The 20,931-nt window shown below is 29.8% G+C and carries 22 protein-coding genes and 1 tRNA gene; 6 read left to right on the forward strand and 17 right to left on the reverse strand.

What is annotated here, in order from left to right; all coding sequences use genetic code 11:
- Window positions 1-40 precede the first annotated feature (40 nt).
- The 6 genes from scpA to H518_RS0108410 form a co-directional block, all read right to left on the reverse strand.
- On the reverse strand, window positions 41-2,104 hold the full coding sequence (gene scpA / locus H518_RS0108380) for a methylmalonyl-CoA mutase (RefSeq protein WP_028888638.1): 2,064 nt from the start codon (window positions 2,102-2,104) through the stop codon (window positions 41-43).
- A complete protein-coding gene (locus tag H518_RS0108385) occupies window positions 2,097-3,446 on the reverse strand; it encodes a methylmalonyl-CoA mutase subunit beta (protein WP_028888639.1) in 1,350 nt (449 codons plus the stop codon). The genes scpA and H518_RS0108385 overlap by 8 nt, the downstream gene beginning before the upstream one ends.
- Window positions 3,446-3,763, reverse strand: a complete 318-nt coding sequence (locus H518_RS0108390; RefSeq protein ID WP_028888640.1) for an FtsB family cell division protein — start codon at window positions 3,761-3,763, stop codon at window positions 3,446-3,448. Before H518_RS0108390 ends, H518_RS0108385 begins: the two co-directional genes overlap by 1 nt.
- Window position 3,764: 1 nt before the next feature.
- Complete coding sequence (udk, locus tag H518_RS0108395) at window positions 3,765-4,370, reverse strand: uridine kinase (RefSeq protein ID WP_028888641.1); 606 nt, start codon at window positions 4,368-4,370, stop codon at window positions 3,765-3,767.
- Window positions 4,371-4,471: 101 nt separating this feature from the next.
- Window positions 4,472-4,545 (reverse strand) — tRNA-Thr (locus tag H518_RS0108400).
- Window positions 4,546-4,945: 400 nt separating this feature from the next.
- Complete coding sequence (locus H518_RS0108410) at window positions 4,946-5,176, reverse strand: hypothetical protein (RefSeq protein WP_028888642.1); 231 nt, start codon at window positions 5,174-5,176, stop codon at window positions 4,946-4,948.
- A 488-nt stretch (window positions 5,177-5,664) separates the two neighbouring features.
- Between H518_RS0108410 and H518_RS0108415 the strand changes: the two genes are divergently transcribed.
- Window positions 5,665-6,270 carry a DUF1684 domain-containing protein gene (locus H518_RS0108415; RefSeq protein ID WP_028888643.1) on the forward strand — a complete coding sequence of 202 codons (606 nt, stop codon included), beginning with the start codon at window positions 5,665-5,667 and terminating at the stop codon, window positions 6,268-6,270.
- Window positions 6,271-6,279: 9 nt separating this feature from the next.
- Here the strand turns inward: H518_RS0108415 and H518_RS0108420 are convergent, their stop codons facing one another.
- From H518_RS0108420 to H518_RS0108435, 4 genes are all read right to left on the reverse strand, one after another.
- Complete coding sequence (locus H518_RS0108420) at window positions 6,280-6,987, reverse strand: crotonase/enoyl-CoA hydratase family protein (RefSeq protein WP_028888644.1); 708 nt, start codon at window positions 6,985-6,987, stop codon at window positions 6,280-6,282.
- Window positions 6,988-6,990: 3 nt separating this feature from the next.
- Window positions 6,991-7,362: a fluoride efflux transporter CrcB gene (gene crcB / locus H518_RS0108425; protein ID WP_028888645.1), complete on the reverse strand. Its 372-nt coding sequence runs from the start codon at window positions 7,360-7,362 to the stop codon at window positions 6,991-6,993.
- A gap of 65 nt (window positions 7,363-7,427) precedes the next feature.
- Window positions 7,428-8,429, reverse strand: coding sequence for a MauE/DoxX family redox-associated membrane protein (locus H518_RS0108430; protein ID WP_028888646.1), 1,002 nt, complete (start codon window positions 8,427-8,429; stop codon window positions 7,428-7,430).
- Between the two features lie 16 nt (window positions 8,430-8,445).
- Window positions 8,446-8,991 carry a DUF1599 domain-containing protein gene (locus H518_RS0108435; RefSeq protein ID WP_028888647.1) on the reverse strand — a complete coding sequence of 182 codons (546 nt, stop codon included), beginning with the start codon at window positions 8,989-8,991 and terminating at the stop codon, window positions 8,446-8,448.
- 79 nt (window positions 8,992-9,070) lie between these two features.
- On the opposite strand from H518_RS0108435, the gene folP reads away from it, so the two are divergent.
- Window positions 9,071-9,898 (forward strand): dihydropteroate synthase, encoded by an 828-nt coding sequence (folP, locus tag H518_RS0108440; RefSeq protein WP_028888648.1) that lies wholly within the window; start codon window positions 9,071-9,073, stop codon window positions 9,896-9,898.
- A gap of 28 nt (window positions 9,899-9,926) precedes the next feature.
- Window positions 9,927-10,709 carry a diadenylate cyclase CdaA gene (cdaA, locus tag H518_RS0108445; RefSeq protein ID WP_028888649.1) on the forward strand — a complete coding sequence of 261 codons (783 nt, stop codon included), beginning with the start codon at window positions 9,927-9,929 and terminating at the stop codon, window positions 10,707-10,709.
- A 46-nt stretch (window positions 10,710-10,755) separates the two neighbouring features.
- On the opposite strand, the gene H518_RS0108450 is transcribed toward cdaA, so the two are convergent.
- The 3 genes from H518_RS0108450 to truA form a co-directional block, all read right to left on the reverse strand.
- Window positions 10,756-11,235 (reverse strand): hypothetical protein, encoded by a 480-nt coding sequence (locus tag H518_RS0108450; protein WP_028888650.1) that lies wholly within the window; start codon window positions 11,233-11,235, stop codon window positions 10,756-10,758.
- Window positions 11,236-11,306: 71 nt separating this feature from the next.
- Window positions 11,307-13,073, reverse strand: coding sequence for an ABC transporter ATP-binding protein (locus H518_RS0108455; RefSeq protein WP_028888651.1), 1,767 nt, complete (start codon window positions 13,071-13,073; stop codon window positions 11,307-11,309).
- Window positions 13,073-13,807 (reverse strand): tRNA pseudouridine(38-40) synthase TruA, encoded by a 735-nt coding sequence (gene truA, locus H518_RS0108460; RefSeq protein WP_028888652.1) that lies wholly within the window; start codon window positions 13,805-13,807, stop codon window positions 13,073-13,075. Before truA ends, H518_RS0108455 begins: the two co-directional genes overlap by 1 nt.
- A 283-nt stretch (window positions 13,808-14,090) precedes the next feature.
- On the opposite strand from truA, the gene H518_RS0108465 reads away from it, so the two are divergent.
- Complete coding sequence (locus H518_RS0108465; RefSeq protein ID WP_028888653.1) at window positions 14,091-14,585, forward strand: metallophosphoesterase family protein; 495 nt, start codon at window positions 14,091-14,093, stop codon at window positions 14,583-14,585.
- On the opposite strand, the gene H518_RS0108470 is transcribed toward H518_RS0108465, so the two are convergent.
- From H518_RS0108470 to H518_RS0108485, 4 genes are all read right to left on the reverse strand, one after another.
- The gene (locus tag H518_RS0108470; RefSeq protein ID WP_028888654.1) at window positions 14,571-16,367 is read right to left on the reverse strand and encodes a tetratricopeptide repeat-containing sensor histidine kinase; all 1,797 of its coding nucleotides are present in this window, start codon (window positions 16,365-16,367) and stop codon (window positions 14,571-14,573) included. The genes H518_RS0108465 and H518_RS0108470 overlap by 15 nt on opposite strands.
- Before the next feature lie 8 nt (window positions 16,368-16,375).
- Window positions 16,376-17,038 carry a hypothetical protein gene (locus H518_RS0108475; RefSeq protein WP_028888655.1) on the reverse strand — a complete coding sequence of 221 codons (663 nt, stop codon included), beginning with the start codon at window positions 17,036-17,038 and terminating at the stop codon, window positions 16,376-16,378.
- Window positions 17,039-17,310: 272 nt separating this feature from the next.
- A complete protein-coding gene (locus H518_RS0108480) occupies window positions 17,311-17,961 on the reverse strand; it encodes a response regulator transcription factor (protein WP_028888656.1) in 651 nt (216 codons plus the stop codon).
- 226 nt (window positions 17,962-18,187) lie between these two features.
- Entirely contained in the window at window positions 18,188-18,625 is a 438-nt protein-coding gene (locus H518_RS0108485; RefSeq protein WP_028888657.1) for a DUF4293 domain-containing protein, read from the reverse strand.
- 199 nt (window positions 18,626-18,824) lie between these two features.
- On the opposite strand from H518_RS0108485, the gene rho reads away from it, so the two are divergent.
- Both rho and H518_RS0108495 read left to right on the forward strand, forming a co-directional pair.
- On the forward strand, window positions 18,825-20,552 hold the full coding sequence (gene rho, locus H518_RS0108490; RefSeq protein WP_028888658.1) for a transcription termination factor Rho: 1,728 nt from the start codon (window positions 18,825-18,827) through the stop codon (window positions 20,550-20,552).
- Window positions 20,553-20,633: 81 nt separating this feature from the next.
- A partial coding sequence (locus H518_RS0108495) for a transposase (RefSeq protein WP_028888659.1) occupies window positions 20,634-20,931 on the forward strand: 298 nt, incomplete at its 3' end.

The following is a 20,931-nucleotide window of genomic DNA, read 5'->3' on the forward strand; positions in this document are numbered from 1 at the left end:
TTCTAGGAATATAAAATAAATAAGCGTCATTGATAATATTTTACTCCTCTGTACTATCAATTAAAATAGTCAACATGTCAATGGCAGCTTGTGCAATTTTTGTTCCAGGGCCAAAAACACCCACAGCACCAGCATCGAACAAGAATTGATAATCTTGTGCAGGAATTACACCTCCAACAATTACCATAATGTCTTCTCTTCCGTATTTTTTTAATTCACCAATTACTTGAGGAACTAATGTTTTATGACCAGCAGCTAAAGAAGATATTCCTAAAATATGAACATCATTTTCAATAGCTTGTTTTGTAGCTTCTTGTGGCGTTTGAAATAAAGGGCCTATATCTACATCGAACCCTAAATCGGCATAGCCAGTAGCAACAACTTTTGCGCCACGATCATGACCATCTTGCCCTAGCTTAGCAATCATAATTCTAGGTCGTCTACCTTCAAGTTCTGCGAAATTATCGGCAAATTTAATAGCTTTCTTAAATAATTTATCGTCTTTTATTTCTTTACTATACACACCTGAAATAGTTTTGTGAACTGCTTTGTGACGACCGAATACACTTTCTAAGGCATCAGAAATTTCGCCTAAAGTAGCTCTGTCTCTAGCTGCTTTAACAGCTAAGTCCAGTAAGTTTCCATTATTTGATTTTGCACATTCTGTTAAATCTAACAAAGATTTTTTAACTTTAGATTGATCTCTTTTAGATTTTATATCATTTAACCTATTGATTTGAGATAAACGTACAGCTTCATTGTCAACTTCTAAAATATGCAAGGGGTCTTCTTGTTCTAATTGATATTTATTAACACCAACAATTACATCTTGATTGCTGTCGATTTTAGCTTGTTTTTTAGCTGCAGCTTCTTCAATACGCATTTTAGGAATTCCTTTTTCAATGGCTTTCGTCATTCCTCCTAATTCTTCAACTTCTTTGATTAATTCCCAAGCTTTGTTGGTTATGTCTTCAGTTAATTCTTCAAGGTGATAACTTCCGGCCCAAGGATCAACAGTTTTAGTAATTTGTGTTTCTTCTTGTAGGTATATTTGAGTGTTACGAGCAATACGTGCAGAAAAATCTGTAGGTAAAGCAATCGCTTCGTCTAATGCGTTTGTGTGTAAGCTTTGTGTACCGCCAAAAGCAGCAGCCATCGCTTCTATTGTTGTTCTAGCAACATTGTTAAATGGATCTTGTTCTGTTAAAGACCATCCGCTTGTTTGACAATGTGTTCGTAAAGCTAATGATTTTGAATTCTTGGGATTGAATTGTTTTACAATTTTAGCCCACAACATTCTTGCTGCACGCATTTTTGCAATTTCCATAAAATGGTTCATTCCAATTGCCCAGAAGAAAGATAATCTAGGAGCGAAAGTATCAATATCCATACCTGCCTCTAATCCTTTTTTAATATAGTCCAATCCATCAGCTAAGGTGTAGGCTAATTCTATTTCAGCAGTAGCACCAGCTTCTTGCATGTGGTAACCCGAAATAGAGATTGAATTGTATTTAGGCATGTTGGCAGATGTGTATTTAAAGATATCTGCAATAATTTTCATTGATGGAGTAGGTGGGTAAATGTATGTATTACGTACCATAAACTCCTTTAAAATGTCATTTTGAATAGTGCCAGATAAAAGTTCTGGAGCGACACCTTGTTCTTCAGCAGCAACAATATAGAAAGCAAGAATGGGTAAAACAGCACCATTCATTGTCATTGAAACAGACATTTTATCTAAAGGGATCTGGTCGAATAGAATTTTCATATCTTCTACTGAATCAATAGCTACCCCAGCTTTTCCAACATCACCTTGTACGCGTTCATGATCTGAGTCATAGCCACGATGCGTAGCTAAATCAAAAGCAACAGAAAGTCCTTTTTGACCAGCAGCTAAATTTCTTCTATAAAAAGCATTACTTTCTTCAGCTGTTGAAAATCCTGCGTATTGACGAATAGTCCAAGGTCTACGAACATACATTGTAGAGTATGGGCCGCGTAAGTTGGGTGCAATACCAGCTATAAAGCCTTCGTGCTGTTTATTTTTAGTATTTGAATTTTGACTTTTGTCTAGTTGTATTTTTGATACGTCTTTTCTACTCATCATGTAAACGTTTTTGTTCTAACTTTTCGGCTAATCTTTTTTGAATAATTGGTTGAATAAGCGTTTGATCATTTCTGATTTTAGAAAATGGAAAAAGTTCTAAATCATTTTTCATGCTATCTTTATCGTTTTGTAATTTATTAGATCCTAATAAAACGATTTCTCCAGAGTCGAATTTTTGTTGCTCTTTGTTCGCTGATTCTTTAATTTTTCTTTGAATAATACCTTCTTTTAGTTGTTTTAAGAAGCCACCACCTTTTTCAATTGTTTTAAATACTTCTAGAGCATTTTGTGAAAGTTGGTGAGTGATTGATTCTATGTAATAAGCTCCGTTAGCAAAGTTTTGAGCTTCAGATAGCTCACTTTCTTGTTGTAGAATTAGTAATTGATTTCTTGAAATACGTTCGCCAAACTCATTAGAATGATGGAAAAAGTCATCATAAGAAATATTGCTAACAGTATCTGCTCCGCCTAAAATAGCGCTCATGCATTCAGATGTTGTACGTAGCATGTTTACATTGTAGTCGTACAACGTTTTATTTCGTAAGCTTGGTAATACGAATAAGTGTGTTTTGTTGTTTTTAATGTCGTATTCTTTTAAGAGAGATGCCCATAAGACTCTAAAAGCTCTTAGTTTTGAAATTTCAAAAAAGTAATTACTACCAACAGAGAAATTAAAATGTATTTTATTAACTATTTTACTACCGAAATGGTTTAAGTATTCATTTGCATGCGCAAGAGCATATGCTAATTGTTGTGTGATGTTTGCTCCTGCATTTTGATATACAGAGGTGTTAATGCAAATTGAGTTGTTAGTTTTGTTAACTATTCTCTCAAGTTCTTTGTGATCGTCTGTTAAATTGGTAAACCAATTACCACTACTGGCTAAGTTGCCTATTATATCTATGTTAAAATAACAGTTTTTTGATTTTATATAGTCAGACAATTCGATAGTAAAATCAGCATCTATAAATTTCAAATTAAAATAGAAGATGGTATTTTTTATGTCTAAGTCTTTTAGAAGAGCTTTGTAGTTAAATTTGTTTTTAGCTTTAAACTCTATTGATTTAGCTCCTCTTTTTAAAGAATCGATGGCAAATGAATTACTTTTTTCTTCGTTTTCAATATAAATTGACTGACAAACAACGAACCCCTTTTCGGAGTTTTCTATTTTTGTATTGGTTCTGTCTTCTTTTGTGTAAAAAGGTTTAACGGTAATTCTATCATCTGTTTTCCAGAGAAGTGTATCATTATAATCAGCTCCTTTTAGGTCTACTTGAATTTTTTGTTTCCATTCAGGAGCGCTAATTTCTCTGAATTCGTTAAATAGATAATTGTCCATTATTTTTGTATGGTATCAAATTCGATAATATAAATATCTTCATTTTCCTTTTTCATTAAATACCTTTCACGAGCATAACGTTCTAGTTGAAGGTCGTTTTGAAGCTTTTTTATGGTTTCTTTGTCTTTTTCAATTTTGTTTTTATGGTAATCTATCCAAACCTCTAGTTCTTCAATTTCTTTATTAAATTCTCTATGCGTAAGGTAAGAATTTTCATCAAAAAAAAGCATCCATATAACAAATACAGTTAAAATAACAACATAAATGTTTGTTGCTATTTTAAAAGAAGGTTTGTTTTTTATTGATTTTAAGTTCATGTTATAAACGATCGTTAATTACTGTTCTAACGATATCTATAGCTACAGTATTGTATCTGTCATTAGGTATGATAATGTCAGCATAGTTTTTTGTAGGTTCAATAAATTGTTGATGCATTGGTTTTAATGTGCTTTGGTATCTGCTTAAAACCTCATCAATATCTCTACCTCGTTCTTTAATGTCTCTGCGTAGACGTCTTATTAATCGCTCATCAGCATCTGCATGAACAAAAACTTTAATGTCGCAAAGGTTTCTTAGCTCTTTGCTGTTAAAAATTAAAATACCTTCAACTATTATAACTTTTCGAGGATGTGTTTTTATGGTGTCTTTTGTTCTGTTGTGCGCTACAAAAGAGTAAATAGGTTGTTCGATGATTTTATTACTCTTTAAATCGTTTAAATGTTTAACAAGTAATTCGAAGTCGATGGCTCTAGGATGATCGAAATTTATTTTTGTACGCTCTTCGTAGCTTAAATTATCTGTTTGGCTGTAATATGAGTCTTGAGATATGATGCATACTTCATCTTGAGGGAGCTCGTTTATTATTTGATTAACTACAGTTGTTTTACCACTTCCAGTTCCTCCTGCAATTCCTATTACAAATATATTTTTCATTGAACTTTATTAAGATAAAATTATGGAAACAAATTTAATAAAATATGTGCATAAAAAAAGTGCTAACTTAAGTTAACACTTTTTTGTTTATGAGCCAATGGAGGGACTCGAACCCACGACCTGCTGATTACAAATCAGCTGCTCTAGCCAGCTGAGCTACATCGGCTTGTTTGCCTTTAAAAACGATGCAAATATATAATGTTTTTGGATACTGACAAACTTTTTTTTATTTTTTTTTAAGTGATGTTTTTGTTCTTTTTTTGAGGGGTATATTAATTGGTTGATTTTGATTAGTATATGTTTTTTTTTGAGTTGAAAAATAATTTATTTTTAGCTAAAAAAAATAATAAAAGTAAGATGGTGTTGTTTTTTTATTTCGCTTTTTTGTTTAGAAAAAGTGTTTTTTTATAATTTTAGATATCTCTATAGTTATGAAAAAAGAAAAAGTTCTAGTTATACACTAGAACTTTTATCAAGAATAAATATTATTGAGAACAACAATTGATGAAGATTATTCTTCTCACCATACTAAACGCAATAAAGCGTTATTTATTGTTGTGCTAAATTTATGCAGTTAAAGGTTTTCCTTTTAATCGTTTTTCAATTCTTTGTTTTACAACTGTCAATCGTTTCATAGCGTCCATAAGAGCCGTGTCTTTCGTTTCTTTATATACGTCGTTTATTTCTAGTATTAAGGCTTTGACTTCTCTTGAAGCTAATATTCTATCGCTAGTAGTAATAAATTTGAATTTTCTGTGCTCAAATTCATCTGCTTTGCTAATTAATTCTGAATTCATAAAATACTTACTTATGTTAATTAAATTATCTTTTAGATTTTAGTCTGGTAATTGATTTTGTTTTAAACAAAACGGCCAAATCATAAAGTAAAATGGGCGACAAATATATATTAATCTTTATTATAATTTGTAATAAAACGATCAAATTGTTTTATTTATTTATAAATTTTATTTATATAGTTCATTAGAGCCTGATTTCTTCTTTTTTTTATCAATTATAGATGTAATCTATCAAGCTAAATATAGTATTTTTTTATTAATCTATCAAATTTATTGGGATTATTTTAATAAAAAGAATAGGTTTTCTTGGTAATATTGCTTCATATTATGAATAAATAGATGGTAATAAAGTATTTTTGATGTTTCGGGTTTTATTTATGAGTGTCTTCTATTTAATTGAAGAGGTGATTTTTTAGAGGTAAATAAAAGAAAGTTGAATTACCAGTATTATATTAATTCAAGTACAAAGTATAAAATACATAAACTAAATGAAGAACATTTTACTATTAATTCTTATAATTACTATTCAGTCATGTAGTAGTCAAAAGAAAAGAAAAAATGCAGGAGATTCTAGTTTTCAAAAAGAAATGAATGCTAAGTTTAAGGATGCTACTACATCACCTTTAACTAAAAAAGGTTTGAAAAAATTTAAAGGATTAAGTTTTTTTAGGCAAGATGATAAGTATAGAGTAATTGCGAAAATTGTTAAAACACCAGATGCGCCAACATTTAGTTTTCCTACTACAACCGATAGGGTTGCTGTATATAAAAAGTACGGAATCGTTTCTTTCTCTATTGATAAAAAAGATTTTGAATTAGCTATTTACCAAGAGTTGAAGCCGCAACTGGAATATATAGATCACTTGTTTTTGCCTTTTTTAGATAATACGAATGGGAAAACCTCTTATGAAGGAGGTCGATTTATTGATGTTTTAACTACTGATGAAAGTGAAACAGGAACTATAATTATTGATTTTAATACGGCATATAACCCTTATTGTGCTTATAGTAATAGATATTCATGCCCTATAACTCCCAGAGATAATTATCTAGATATTGATATAAAAGCAGGAGTGAAGGCATATGTGAAATAAAACTATTTTTTATTTTATAGCAGGAGGTGTTAATCCGTTTTTTATATCTAAGTCTATTGCTTTCTTTAAATCATTTAAATAGTTTTCTCTAACTTTTAATTTAGTCGCTGCATGCGCTTTTTTGTTTAATTTAGAAAACATTTCAGCAGTTTTAATGGCTGTAGGTAATAGTTGGTTTTCAGGAACAATTTTATCTAAAAAACCAGCAGTAATAGCATCTTTAGGGTTGTAAATTTCTGAGTTATTTATGCTTCGTTCAAAATAAACAGGGGCTAAGCGTGCTTTTGCTATTTCGATACCAGCATTGTGCATTGTCATTCCAATCATTACTTCATTTAAGCCTATTTTAAAATCACCTTCAGTACCAATTCTGTAATCTCCAGAAAGTAATAAAAAAGCACCTTTGGCTATTGCATGTCCTGAGCAGGCAATAATTATTGGGTGTGGGAAAGATAGCATTCTGTGTGATAATTTAGAGCCTTTTGTTACTAGTTCTAAAGCAGATTCAGGAGATGTTGTCATGCTTTTTAAATCGTACCCAGCAGAAAACATTCCAGGTTGTCCTGTAAGTATAACAACCTTTTCTTCTTGTTTTGCTTTGTCTAATAATAAATTTAAAGAATCTATTACTTCGTGTGATATCGCATTTACTTTGCCGTTGTTTAAAGTTATGGTAACATATTTGTCTTCTGAAGTGTATTGAATTGTTTGATTCATGTTTTAAATAAATTTAATTAGATAGATTCCTGCAAAAACTGCTAAAAAGCCTAAAACAAAACTAATAATTGTGTATAAGGCAAAAGAAGCAAAGTCACCTGATTTTAAAAAGATATGATTTTCGTAAGCAAAGGTTGAGAATGTGGTAAAACCTCCACAAAAACCTGTAGCTAGTAAAAGCGTGTGATTTTGTGTTAGAGTTTCGTTTTTAGCAGCTAGTCCTAAAATTATACCGATAAGTAAACTACCTAAAATGTTTGCTGTAAAAGTACCGTAAGGAATACCTGTTTGAGTATTGTTTAAAAGCTTTCCGATAAAGAACCTTAAAACGCTACCAAATCCACCGCCAATAAAAACGAGTATTAATTGCTTCATATTTGTGCTAAAATAATAAAACCTCGCAAATTTGCGAGGTTTTATTATTTATAAATACTGTTTTATTATTTTAAAATAACATCATCAGTATCTGTCCAGTTCCATTTACCAGCTATAACTCCTTTTTCAACAGTTATAATCCCTGGGTTTGCTCTTATTGCAGTTTTAATAGCCTTTTCATCACAGCTACCGAAAGTGTAAGGTAAATTGTATTTGCTTTTAAAGGCATCTAGTTTTTGTGTGTTGTTGTCATAAATTACATCAGCCATCATAATATCTGATGTAAGTACATATATACTGTAACCTTTTGCTTTGGCCTTAGCAGCGGTTTTAGAAATTTCTATAAGTCCTTCTTTATTAGCTTTTTCAAGAGTGGTTATTAGAATTAGCATAGCTTTATCTTTGCTGATCATTTCTTCTAGCTGATCACCATTTTCTGTTCCTATTTCAAAATCATGAATAGGTCCAATTTCTCCATCTTCAGTATATTCCATCGCTTTTACAATATCTGTTCCTACTGAATAGGCTCTAAAATCGATAATAGGTAAATGATGTAAAACATAATAGGTTATAAATAAAGATATAAATACTGTTGCGTAAGTTTTTATAGCTCCAATTTTATTTGATGTTAACGGTTTTATGTGTTTTAATCCTAAAATAAGGATTATTATAAATACCATAAATATTACATTCTTGTAAAAAGTTTCTTTTGGTGTTAGCTTTACTGCGTCTCCAAAGCATCCACAGTCTGTAACTTTGTTGTATACGTACGAATACCAAGTTAAAAATAAAAATACTAGGTTTAAGCTAAATAAACTCCATACAGTTAACTTAGGTTTGTAACCAACTAAAAGCATAACTCCTAAAACAAGTTCTATTATAATTAAAAGTATTGCAAATGGTAAAGTATAAGGAATTAAGAATTCCATATTTAAAACATCTTCACTAAAGTATTCTTGAAACTTGTATTGAGAACCAATAGGGTCAATTAATTTCACAAATCCTGAATAAATGAATAACAAACCTACTAATACTCTTGATATGTGTGTTAATATTTTTAAAATCATATGTTGGGGTTTAAGGTTAACTGTCTAATTCTGAATGATGAATTAATGCAAAAATAGCATAATTAATCATATCTTGGTAATTCGCATCAATTCCTTCTGAAACTAATGTTTTTCCTTGGTTATCTTCAATTTGTTTGACTCTAAGTAATTTTTGAAGGATTAAATCTGTTAAAGAAGAAATTCTCATGTCTCTCCAAGCTTCTCCGTAGTCATGGTTTTTATTTTCCATTAACTCTTTGGTAATCTTTATGTGTGTATTATATAAAGAAGTAGCATCGTTTGTATTTAAATCTGGTTGCTCAACAACACCGAGTTCTAGTTGGATAAGTGCCATTATAGAATAGTTGATAACTCCTATAAATTCTGATTTTTCTCCTTCATCGATTTTACGTTCTGTATTTTCTTGTAGCTGACGTATGCGCTGCGCTTTTATAAATATTTGATCAGTTAATGAAGGGAGTCTTAATATTCTCCATGCACTACCATAATCGCTCATTTTTTTAATAAACAAACTTCTACATTCTTCTACTACTACATCATATTGTTTGGATGTGTTCTGCATCTTTTTTATTTAAAAGTATTGACCAAAAATAGTAAATATTACAAGCTTTTCGTTTATTTTTACTTGGAAATTTATTATGATGACGATTAATTGTAAAGGAAGTTTAATAGATCTTTCGACACCTAAAGTAATGGGAATTTTAAATATTACTCCAGATTCTTTTTTTGATGGGGGTAAGTATAAAAATGAAGAAGAAATTCTTGTTCAATCTAAAAAAATGTTAGACGAAGGTGCTACATTTATAGATGTTGGTGCGTACTCATCACGGCCAGGAGCTAAACATATTTCTGAAGAGGATGAGTTAAATAGAATTTTACCTGTAGTTGAATTGTTAGTGAGAAATTTCCCAGAGGTTATTATTTCAGTAGATACTTTTAGAAGTAGTGTTGCAGAAGAGTCGATTAAGGCAGGTGCAGCATTGATAAATGATATCTCGGGAGGAAAGATGGATGAAGAGATGTTTAGTGTAATTGCAAAATTACAAGTGCCTTATATTATGATGCATATGCAAGGAAAACCTCAGGATATGCAGCTAAATCCAATTTATAAAGATGTGGTTACTGAAGTGATCTCGTTTTTTGCAGAGCAATTGTTTAAACTCCGTCAATTAAAAGTAAACGATGTTGTAGTTGATGTTGGTTTTGGTTTTGGAAAAACAATAGCACATAATTACGAATTGTTGCAAAAGTTATCACTTTTTAAAAATTTAGAAGTACCTATTTTAACGGGGGTTTCCAGAAAATCTATGCTATATAAACTATTAGATATTTTGCCAAAAGAAGCTTTAAATGCAACGACGGTTGCAAATACAATTGCGTTATTAAATGGTACTAGTATTTTAAGGGTTCATGATGTAAAAGAAGCTGTTGAAGCAATTAAGATTGTCTCAAAAGTTACTGTAAAATGATTACTTTTACTAAAACTTCAAATAATTAATGAATTTAGATTTTATCGATTTTTCGTTTTTAGATGTGCTTGATATTATTTTAGTAGCTGTATTGTTGTACTATATATACAAGCTGTTAAAAGGAACCGTTGCAATTAATATTGTTATTGGAATTGCTTTTATTTTTATTATTTGGAAAATTACCCAAGCACTTAATATGGAGATGTTAAGTGGTATTTTGGGGTACTTATTGTCAGGAGGAGTTATTGCTTTAATTATTGTGTTTCAGCAAGAAATAAGAAAGTTTTTATTAATGATAGGGACAACTAATTTTTCTACACAACGAGGTTTTTTAAATCAATTAAAGTTTTTAAAAACAGAAATCAATTCAGAAATTGACATTGAAACAGTTTTAAAAGCTTGTGTAAGTATGTCTAAAACCAAAACAGGAGCTTTGTTGGTGATAGAAAAGACAAATAACCTCGATTTTTTAATTAATAATGGTGATAAGATGAACGCTTTGGTAAATGAAGCGATTTTAGAAAGTATATTTTATAAAAATAGCCCACTTCATGATGGTGCAACTGTAATTCGTGATAATTATATCGTAGCAACACGTGTGGTTTTGCCAATTTCTGATAGTACAAAAATACCATCACGTTATGGTTTAAGGCATAGGGCAGCTATTGGTGTAACAGAAAAAACAGATGCAATCTGTTTATTGGTTTCTGAAGAAACTGGAGAAATATCATATATAAAAGACGGTGATTTTGTTTTGTATAAAACGCCAGAAGATTTATTTATGAAGTTAGAAAAAGATTTAACAGCATAAAAAAAGCTCGCAATTGCGAGCTTTTTAATTTTATAAAAGTCTAAAATTATTTAGCAGCAGGAGCCATTTTAGATTGGATAGCAGTCATTACGTTGCTAAATTTAACAGCGCTTTCAGCATCTAAAGAACCAGCGATAGCACTCATTTTAGTAGCTAATTCAGCACCTTTAGGAGCTAATTTAGTAATTTCAGAAACACTTCCGTTAGCAGCAATATAAGATTTAGCGTACTCAGTGTAAGACTGTAAGTATGCTCCAACTTTAGGGTCTTTAAATTCAGGAATAGTTATTCCTTCAATTGCAGATTTTACAGCTTCAGTAGCTTTCTCAGCCCCTTCTGCAACAGCTTCAGTAGCTTTTTCAGCACCTTCTACAACTTTAGTTGCAGCTTCAGTAGTCGCTTCAGTAGCTTTTTCAACAGCTTCAACAGTTGTATCTTTTACATCTTTAGCTCCTTCTTTTTCGTTCTTACAAGAAGTTGCTAATAAAGCACCAGCAACACACATAGTTAAAATTACTTTTTTCATCGTTTTATGATTTTTTAATTTATAGATTGATTAATACAAATGTATTATAATGAACCTTCTAAAAAAATTATTTACGAAGTAATTTTAGCGTTAAATTGTTTATTATAGAGGTTTTTATAATATCCAAATTCTTTATTTAATAGCTCATTATGATTTCCTTGTTCTACAATTTTACCTTTATCCATAACAATAATGGTATTTGCTTTTTTTATTGTTGTTAATCGATGTGCAATTACAATTGAAGTTCTGTTTTTTGTAATTTCATCAGTAGCATGTTGAATCATCTGTTCAGAATGGGTATCTACAGATGATGTAGCTTCGTCTAATATTAAAATACTAGGCTTACTAAGGTAGGCACGTAAAAAAGCGATTAACTGTCGTTGCCCTGAAGAAAGCATTGCGCCGCGTTCTTTAACGTTGTAGTAATAATTATTAGGTAATGTCATGATAAAATCATGAACACCAATTTTTTTAGCTGCTTCTTTAACTTCGTCGAGAGAAATATTTTTGTTTTTTAAAGATATATTATTGAAAATAGTGTCAGAAAAAAGAAATACGTCTTGTAAAACAATCGCAATTTTTTTTCTTAAAGAGTCAATTTGGTAGTTTTCTACAGGGATGTCATCAACATAAATAGTACCGCTATCTATTTCGTAAAAACGATTTATTAAATTAATAATAGTTGATTTTCCTGCGCCTGTAGCTCCAACAATGGCAATAGTGTTTCCTTCTTTAACATTAAAGCTAATTCCTTTTAAAACTTCTTCACCTTTAATATAGCTAAAATGAACATCTTTAAAAGAAATGTTTCCTTGTAGAGATTTGGTCGTGATTGTTCCTTTTTTGCTAATTGAACTTTCGGTATCAATTATATTAAAAACACGCTCACCAGCTACAATCCCCATTTGTAATTGATTAAATTTATCAGCAATTTGACGTAATGGTCTAAATAGCATTTGAGCCATTTTTATAAAACCAATAATAACAGCAATATTTGTTGCTTCACCTTCTATGACTTGAATTCCTCCGAACCATACAATTAAACCAATTGCTATTGATGATAGTATTTCAGCAATAGGAAAAAATATAGAGTAGTACCAAACAGTTTTTACGTGCGCTTTTTTGTGTTTATCATTAATACTAACAAAGTTTTTATATTCTATCTTTTCACGATTAAAAAGTTGCACAATTTTCATTCCTGTAACTCTTTCTTGTACAAAACCGTTAAGATTTGATACTTGATTTCTAACTTCTTGAAAAGTAGATTTTATAGCTATCTGAAATATTTTTGTGGCATAAATTAAAATAGGTAAGGTTACCAAAGCAATGAAAGCTAGTTTCCAGTTAGTATAAAGCATTACAATAATAACGAGAATCATTTTTAAGATGTCGCTAATAATCATAAAAACACCTTGTGTAAAAAAATTAGCAATTGTTTCGATATCTGAAACAACTCTGGTAACGAGTTTACCAACAGATGAATTATCCAAATAACTCATTTTAAAACTCAAAATTTTTCTAAAAGTTTTAGCCCTAATATCTCTAATGATGTGTTGGCCTACCCAGTTAGCATAATAAATAAAACTAAATTGAAATACTACTTGTATTAGTAAAACAATTAGCATTGCTATTGTGTAATACAATAGTCTTGTTAAATATTTATGAGTAACAAAATCTTCTATTGCTTCCATTAGTAAAATAGGACTCAATACTGCAAAGAGCGCTAATAGTATAGTTGATGTTGTTGCTATAATAAACCGAGTACGGTATTGTTTTGCAAAACTCATAAGTCTTACAAAAATTTTAATATCAAATGCTTTTCCTGTTGTTTTACTCACTATATATAATCGTATTCTACTTTTGTTAAAAATAATCCTTTTGCCGGAACTGAGGTTCCTGCATTACTTCTGTTTTTACTTTCTATAATGTTTTTAAATTCATCAATTGTAGTTTTACCGGTTCCAATATCGATAAGGGTACCAACAATGGCTCTAACCATGTTTCTTAAAAAACGATTTGCACTAATATGAAATACTAATTCATTCTCATTCAAAACCCATAATGCATTCGTTACTTTACAATTAAAAGTATGAACACCTGTTTTTACTTTCGAAAAGCATTCAAAATCTTCATATTCATATAAAATCATCGCGGCTTGATTCATTAGTTGAATATTAAGCTGTTGGTTATACAATTGCCAAGAGCTATCTAATAAAAAAGGATTTCGACCAAGCCATATCTTATACTCATAAGACCTATTATTTGCATCAAACCTAGCGTGTGCATCATTATGTACTAATTTAATAGAATATATTACAATATCGTCAGGTAAAATTGAATTTAATTTAAAAGCAAAGTTTTCAGATAAAGTTATAGTTGTGTCAAAGTGAGCAAACATTTGTGATGCGTGTACACCAGCATCTGTTCTACCAGCACCTGTAATAACTATTTGTTGTCTTAAAATAGTACTAAGTGCATTGTTTATTTTTTCTTGTACCGAAATTGCGTCTGGTTGTATTTGCCAACCATGGTAATTTGTTCCTTTATAAGCTAATTCAATAAAATACCTCAAAGAATGATGGGATTTAAATGGCTAAATTATGAAATTATAGGTTGAGATGTTAGTGCTATTTGAATAAATATCTTTAGATTAATAATGTTTTAATAAAAAGAATGATAATAGTAAATTTATAAACATAGGCTAATATATAATTAGTAACCGTATTGTCTTTTTAGATTAATTTTATAATTTGATAATAGAAGTTCTCAATCTTATTTCAATTCCCCCGTTTTTAGATCCATAATGTTATATTGTCGAGCTAATTTTTAATGACTATTTTATTAGTTTTGCATTGATGAAAAAAATACTACTTCTTTCAGATACACATAGTTTTATTGATGATCAAATATTAAAATTTGTAAAACAGTCAGATGAGGTTTGGCATGCTGGAGATATTGGTGATTTAAAAGTTACTGACACTCTTAAAGAGTATAAAACCTTACGTGCAGTTTATGGAAATATTGATGATAAAGATGCTAGGGCGGAATTTCCTTTAGATAATAAATTTATGGTTGAAGGTGTTTCGGTTTGGATTACTCATATTGGTGGCTACCCGAATGCTTATAAACCAAGAGTGAGAGAAGAGTTAAAAAACAACTCACCAAAAATTTTTATTAGTGGTCATTCTCATATACTAAAAGTGCAATATGATGATAAATTTAAATTACTTCATTTAAATCCAGGGGCTGCTGGGAAGCACGGGTTTCATAAAATAAGAACAATGCTTCGTTTTGAATTAAATAAAGGTGAAATTACTAACATGGAGGTAATAGAGTTAGCTCACCGATGATAGTTTAAATGGTTTTTGTTCTTGAATAGGGATAATAATAGAAATTTTAGTGCCTTTGTTCTTCTTTGAGTTTATAGAAAGTTTTCCTTCCATCATTTTAAGTCTAGCTTCTATCTGATTTAATCCAATACCATCGTTTATAGAAGATGATGAGGTTGAAAAACCTACCCCATCATCATTAACAAGAATGGTTAGTTGATTCTTTTCTTGTTTAATGGTTATTTGTGCATAATTAGCTTTGCTATGTTTTAAAATGTTGTTAGCAAGCTCTTGAATAATGTTAAATATTTTTATCTCAAACTCTTGATTGTATCTATTTATATTATATGCAGAGACTTTAAAGTTTAGTTGGCTATTTGAGTATTTTTTAGCTGCATCCTTTAAAGCGTATTCTAAACCGAATTTTAATAAAATAGAAGAGATAAGATTGTGGGATAAGTCTCTAACCTTTTGGGAAGCTTCTAATATTATAGCTTGCGTTTTTTCAATTTCTAAAGGAGCATTATCTTTAAATTGTTTTTTTGTAGCGCTTAAATGCATGTTTGCAGATGATAATAATGCACTAACATTATCATGTAAAGTTTCTGCTATTTGTTTTCTTTCAGATTCTTTACCGTCTATAGTGGCATTTAGTATTTTTGTATGTGCATCTGATTTTATTTTTTCGATACTTTGTTGCTGAAGTAAGTTGTTTTCTGATAGCTTTAATTGTAGATTTTTTTGACGTAATTTATAGTTGTAAACTATTACACCTGATATAATTATAACTAATAAACTTAAGGCTCCGAAAAGGATAGAAGTTTTTGCTTGTTGTACTTTTTCGAGTTCTACTTTCTTTTTAATTAATATTGTTTTTTGTTGTTCTAAATTTTCCTCATGTTGATTTTCAATTTTCATTAAAATATCTTTAATCTCTGCTTCTCTAATACTATCTCTGATGTTGAAAGATTTATCTAAATAATTATAAGCTTGATATTTTTTCTGATTATACATAGCCCAAGAAATATTTTCGTAAAAAACTTCTTTAAATTTTAGCGATTTTATATCATCATTTTTTTCAATTAAAGAAATTGCTTTTAAATAGTATTGTCTAGATTTTTCATACATTTTTTGCTCTAAATAAACATTAGCTAGACTAGCAATTGAAGCAGCTTCAGATGCTTTGTTCCCTGTTTTTCTCTTAATTTCAATTGCTTTGAGGGCATATTTTTCAGCTAAAACAAAATCATTTTCTTTAGTGTAATAATAAAGATTTGAAAGATTGTTAAAAGCTTTAGCCTTTATTAGTTTTTGATGGTTGTTAATAGTATTAAAGTTGATTATTTTATCGTAATAATATTTAGCGCTGTCATTTTTGTTAAGGTTGTGAAAAGAAGAACCTATTTTAAATAGTAAATTAATGTAACTTGAATCTTTTTTTGATTTGAAAAAAGCACTAATTTTCTTGTCGAGAGGTTTTTTATAGTTTTTGTATAGTTTTAATGATTCTTTATAATAAGCCAATGATTTTTGATAATTACGATTTTCTTTAAAAATATCACCAATCAAATCATTAGTCAAAATAGATATATCATTTATGTTATTTTGTTTACAAGAATTAACAAGAACTAAAGCTTTCTTAAGAGATAAAGAATACTCTTTATTATTATAAAGATTTTTTATAAGTTTAAATCTAGATATATTGAGTTCATTAATAGTATTTTTATCTAGATTATTGTTTTGTGTAAAAGTAACTTTTATTGCTAAAAAAGTCATAAAAATAAATAATATAGGTTTACGCATCGTATTACTTAATAAATCTCTTCAATTATTTGTCTTGGTCTTCTTATTTCTGTAGTTTCAATATTTCTTCCAAAATATTTATGGTTAACAAAATCTAGTTTTAATAAATTGTTACTTTTAAGATTAAGAGTTCTCGAAAAATCTTTTTGTTTCGCTTGCCCCTTATATAGATGAACTTCATATGTGTCAATATCTTCATTGTAAGTAAATGATGCAGTAACATTGTCATTTACTTCAAAATGAAGTAAAAACGTACCATCTTCATTTGCTGTTATACTATATGAATTTAAAAACTCAGTAACACCTTTTTTTGCTAATGTAATATTATTATCTTCAATAGATATTCTTGTCCTTTTTCCTTTATTTTCATCTAGAAAACCAATTTTTAATTGATTGTTTTCTATGGAGAATTTGTTACTATGATTACTTGCTGTTTTATGATTTACTTTAGATAAAATAATGTCATTTGATTTGTTCGTATTTTTAACAGTAACTACATCTGTATTATTTGTAGTGTTAAAATCAATTGAATATGCTCCGTTAGCATCTCTTTTAAGGGTGTATGATTGTAATAGTTTTTCTTGCGGATTACTAAGTGTTTCTACTTGGTTAGAAGAACATGATGTAAAAACGATAGTCAATAATAGAAAAAAAGGGGCTATTTTATACATGATTTAAGTTTTTTAAGTTTTTAATAAAAGAATAAAAGCGATGCACTTAATAGAATAGTGTCGGGGGACTATTATAATTATAAGGACTATGAGAACAAAATTAAAGAATCTATTAATGTTATTTCTAACACGTACATCGCTATTTTTTAAATATTTAAATATTTTATTTAGTAGTTATTAGCGATGTACTTTTAATAATGTATAGATTACGGGGGACGTTTTCTCTTAAATTACGAGGGGTAAAGAAAACTGTTTTTGAAGGGTTCTATACTTTATATTATATTGTTTTTTACAGCGTACATCGCCAAACCTACTACGTTTTTTACTTTTAATTTTTTATATAAACTTTTTCGGTAAGTTTCAACCGTTTTTATGCTTACTAATAAATGTTTAGCTATTTCACTAGAGCTTTTTTCTAAGGCTATTTGTTTTAAAACTTCAACTTCTCTTTCTGTTAAATCTCCATGAGTAAGTTCAGTATCTTCTGTTTTTGCATCGGTAACATATAGTTCTAATAACTTACTTTTTATATCGTCACTAAAATATTGTGTTCCGACATGAACGTGTTTTATAGCATCTATTATATGGTCACTAGCACAAGCTTTATCTACAAAACCATTGGCTCCTAATAGTATCATTTCTTGTACTAATTTAGGGTCACTTAAACTAGAAAGTATAATTGTCTTAATTTTTAAATTACGCTGTTTAAACGTTTTTAAAACTTCTATACCATCCATTTCTGGCATGTTTATATCAAGTACTAATACGTCTGCTTTGTTTTTAGTAGACCAATCTACAACTTGCTTTCCTGTTAAAGAATAGCCTTCAATTTCAAAGCAATCTTCAGTGTTTAATAAGGCGATAACTCCATCTATTAAGATTTTATGATCATCGGCTATGTGAACTTTTATCTTCTTATTCATGTGTCTTAACGTTTACAAATTTATAGTATAAAAGAAATGTATACAATACCCAATACCCCTAATCACGCTTTAGGGATAACCCTAAGGAAATAGGGTTATCCCTATTTCCTTTAACATTTCCTTAACGTTTAGTGGTTGATAACCTAGTAATTGGGTGTATTACAAAAATAGAAAACCGAGATAAGAATCTCGGTTTTTTCGCACTAAATATACTAAGATGTTAGGTTTATCGTAATCTATCTACAGATTTTACAAGATCTTCATCCTTCTTGATTGCTTTATTTGCTAAAACTAACAGCAAAATAACAATGATAGGTAAAAACATCCCAATACCTTTCTCTGAAACTAAAGCTTCTCCAGGTAATGTTTGTGATAGATATATCAATATTCCTAATAAAAAAAGGTTTATCAATATGTTTAATCGCCCTAAGACAAATTGTAACTGACGATTTTTAAATAAGAATATAGTTACAAAAGATAGTAAAGCTGAAATAAAAAATAATATAGGAGTTGTTTTTTCTGTAAGAGAAACTCCTGAAAGCAAATCTACAATAAATATTGGTGTATTATTCTGTGAGCTTGTCCAAATACTAAAAATAAAAGGTAGACCAGCAGAAATAATTACTGCAATAAATAAATAAATAGATTGTTTTCTTTGTATCATGTTCTTTATTGGATAGCAAATGTAATATTTCTTTTTTTAAAAAGAAATATTACAAGTTAAAATATTTGTATATATTTGTAGAATAAGTAACTGCACGAGTAGTAATTATATAGCCCCTATATAATTAGAATCACAAAAAACTTAATACAATTAAAATTCTTTATTTATAAAGAATGACATAACTTAATTATTTTTACGAATGTTCGAGATTTCGGAATTAAAAACTAAAAAATTAACAGACTTACAAGCAATTGCAAAAACCATAGGTTTAACAAAAGTTAGTCAGTTAAAAAAATTAGATTTAGTTTATAAAATTTTAGATGCACAAGCTGAGTCTAGTGCTAATGAAGCTAAACCTATTGAAGAAAAAACTAAAAGAAAAAGAATAACAAAAACTGAGGAAGCTAAAAAGCAACCAGAAGTGGAGGTTGTTGATAAACTGAAGGTTAAAGCTGAAAAGACTGAAGTCGTTGAAAAGGTTGTAAAGAAAGAGGTTGAAGTTGTTAAGAAATCTCAAGAAACTAAAACTGGGGGTGAAAAACAAGTTGTTGAAGAAAAAGAACAACCGGTTGAGGTTAAAAAGCCAAAGCCAAAACCTAGACCAAGACCAAGAAAAGAGGTAGAAGCTAAAAAACAAGTGCCAACTCCGAGAGAAGAGGTTGAGGCTAAAAAGCAAGTTCCAAGACCAAGAAAGGAAGTTGAGGCGAAAAAACCTCAACATTCTAACAATAATAAACCACAGCATAAAAATCAAAACACAAATAAGTCACGTAATAAAACAGGGAATAAATATAGAGACCCTGACTTTGAATTTGATGGAATTATTGAAAGTGAAGGTGTGCTAGAGATGATGCCTGATGGATATGGTTTTTTACGTTCATCAGATTATAATTATTTATCATCACCAGATGATATTTATGTATCTCAATCGCAAATAAAACTTTTTGGATTAAAAACAGGAGATACTGTTTTAGGTAATGTACGTCCGCCAAAAGAAGGAGAAAAGTACTTCCCTCTAATTAGGGTATCGAAAATAAATGGATTAAACCCAAATATTGTTCGTGATCGTGTGTCATTTGAGCATTTAACACCGTTGTTTGCTGAAGAGAAATTCAACTTGGCTGAGAGAGGAAGCTCATTATCAACTAGAATAATTGATATCTTTTCACCTATAGGTAAAGGTCAGCGTGGTATGATTGTGGCGCAGCCTAAAACAGGTAAAACAATGTTACTAAAGGATGTTGCTAATGCTATAGCAGCAAATCATCCTGAGGTGTATCAAATTGTTTTATTAATTGATGAAAGACCTGAGGAGGTTACCGATATGAAACGTAATGTTCGTGGTGAAGTAGTTGCATCTACTTTTGATGAGCCAGCAGATAAACATGTACGTGTTGCAAATATCGTTTTGGAAAAAGCAAAACGTTTAGTAGAATGTGGTCATGATGTAGTAATTTTATTAGATTCAATTACTCGTTTAGCACGAGCTTATAACACCGTTGCGCCAGCATCAGGTAAAATATTATCAGGAGGTATTGATGCAAATGCATTACATAAGCCAAAGCGTTTCTTTGGAGCGGCTCGTAATATTGAAAACGGAGGTTCGTTAACGATTATTGCAACTGCGCTTACTGAAACAGGTTCTAAAATGGATGAAGTAATCTTTGAAGAATTTAAAGGTACTGGTAACATGGAATTACAGTTAGATCGTAATATTTCTAATCGTAGAATTTACCCAGCAATTGATTTAATTAAATCAAGTACACGTCGTGATGATTTATTATTAGATGAGAAAACAGTACAACGTATGTGGGTGTTGCGTAAATATTTAGCAGATATGAATCCTGTTGAGGCAATGACATTTATTAATGATAGAATAAGAGTTTCTAAAAATAACGATGAATTTTTAATTTCTATGAATGGGTAATTTATAGAAGTAATAGATATAAAAAACCTTCACAATATTACACTGCCCCCAAAAAGTTAGACACTATTTGGGGGTATTTTTATGGGCAGAAAAGTCAAGTATGATTATGCATTTAAACTTGAATGTGTAAAATTAGTTTTAGAATCACACTATTCAGCAGCAGCTGTTTCTAAACAAAAAGGTCTAAATGAATCTAACATTCGTAAATGGGTTGGTTTTTACAAAGCCCAAGGGAAAAAAGAGTTATTACCTAGGAATAACAGGAGCTATTCAGCAACTTTCAAGTTAGAAGTCTTACAGACAATTGATAAAGAGTTTTTATCGTTAAGAGATGCTTGTTTTAGATTCAATATTCCAGACCCTGGTGTGATTGTTAAAT

The organism is Tenacibaculum ovolyticum DSM 18103 (genome assembly GCF_000430545.1).
GTDB lineage: Bacteria > Bacteroidota > Bacteroidia > Flavobacteriales > Flavobacteriaceae > Polaribacter > Polaribacter ovolyticus.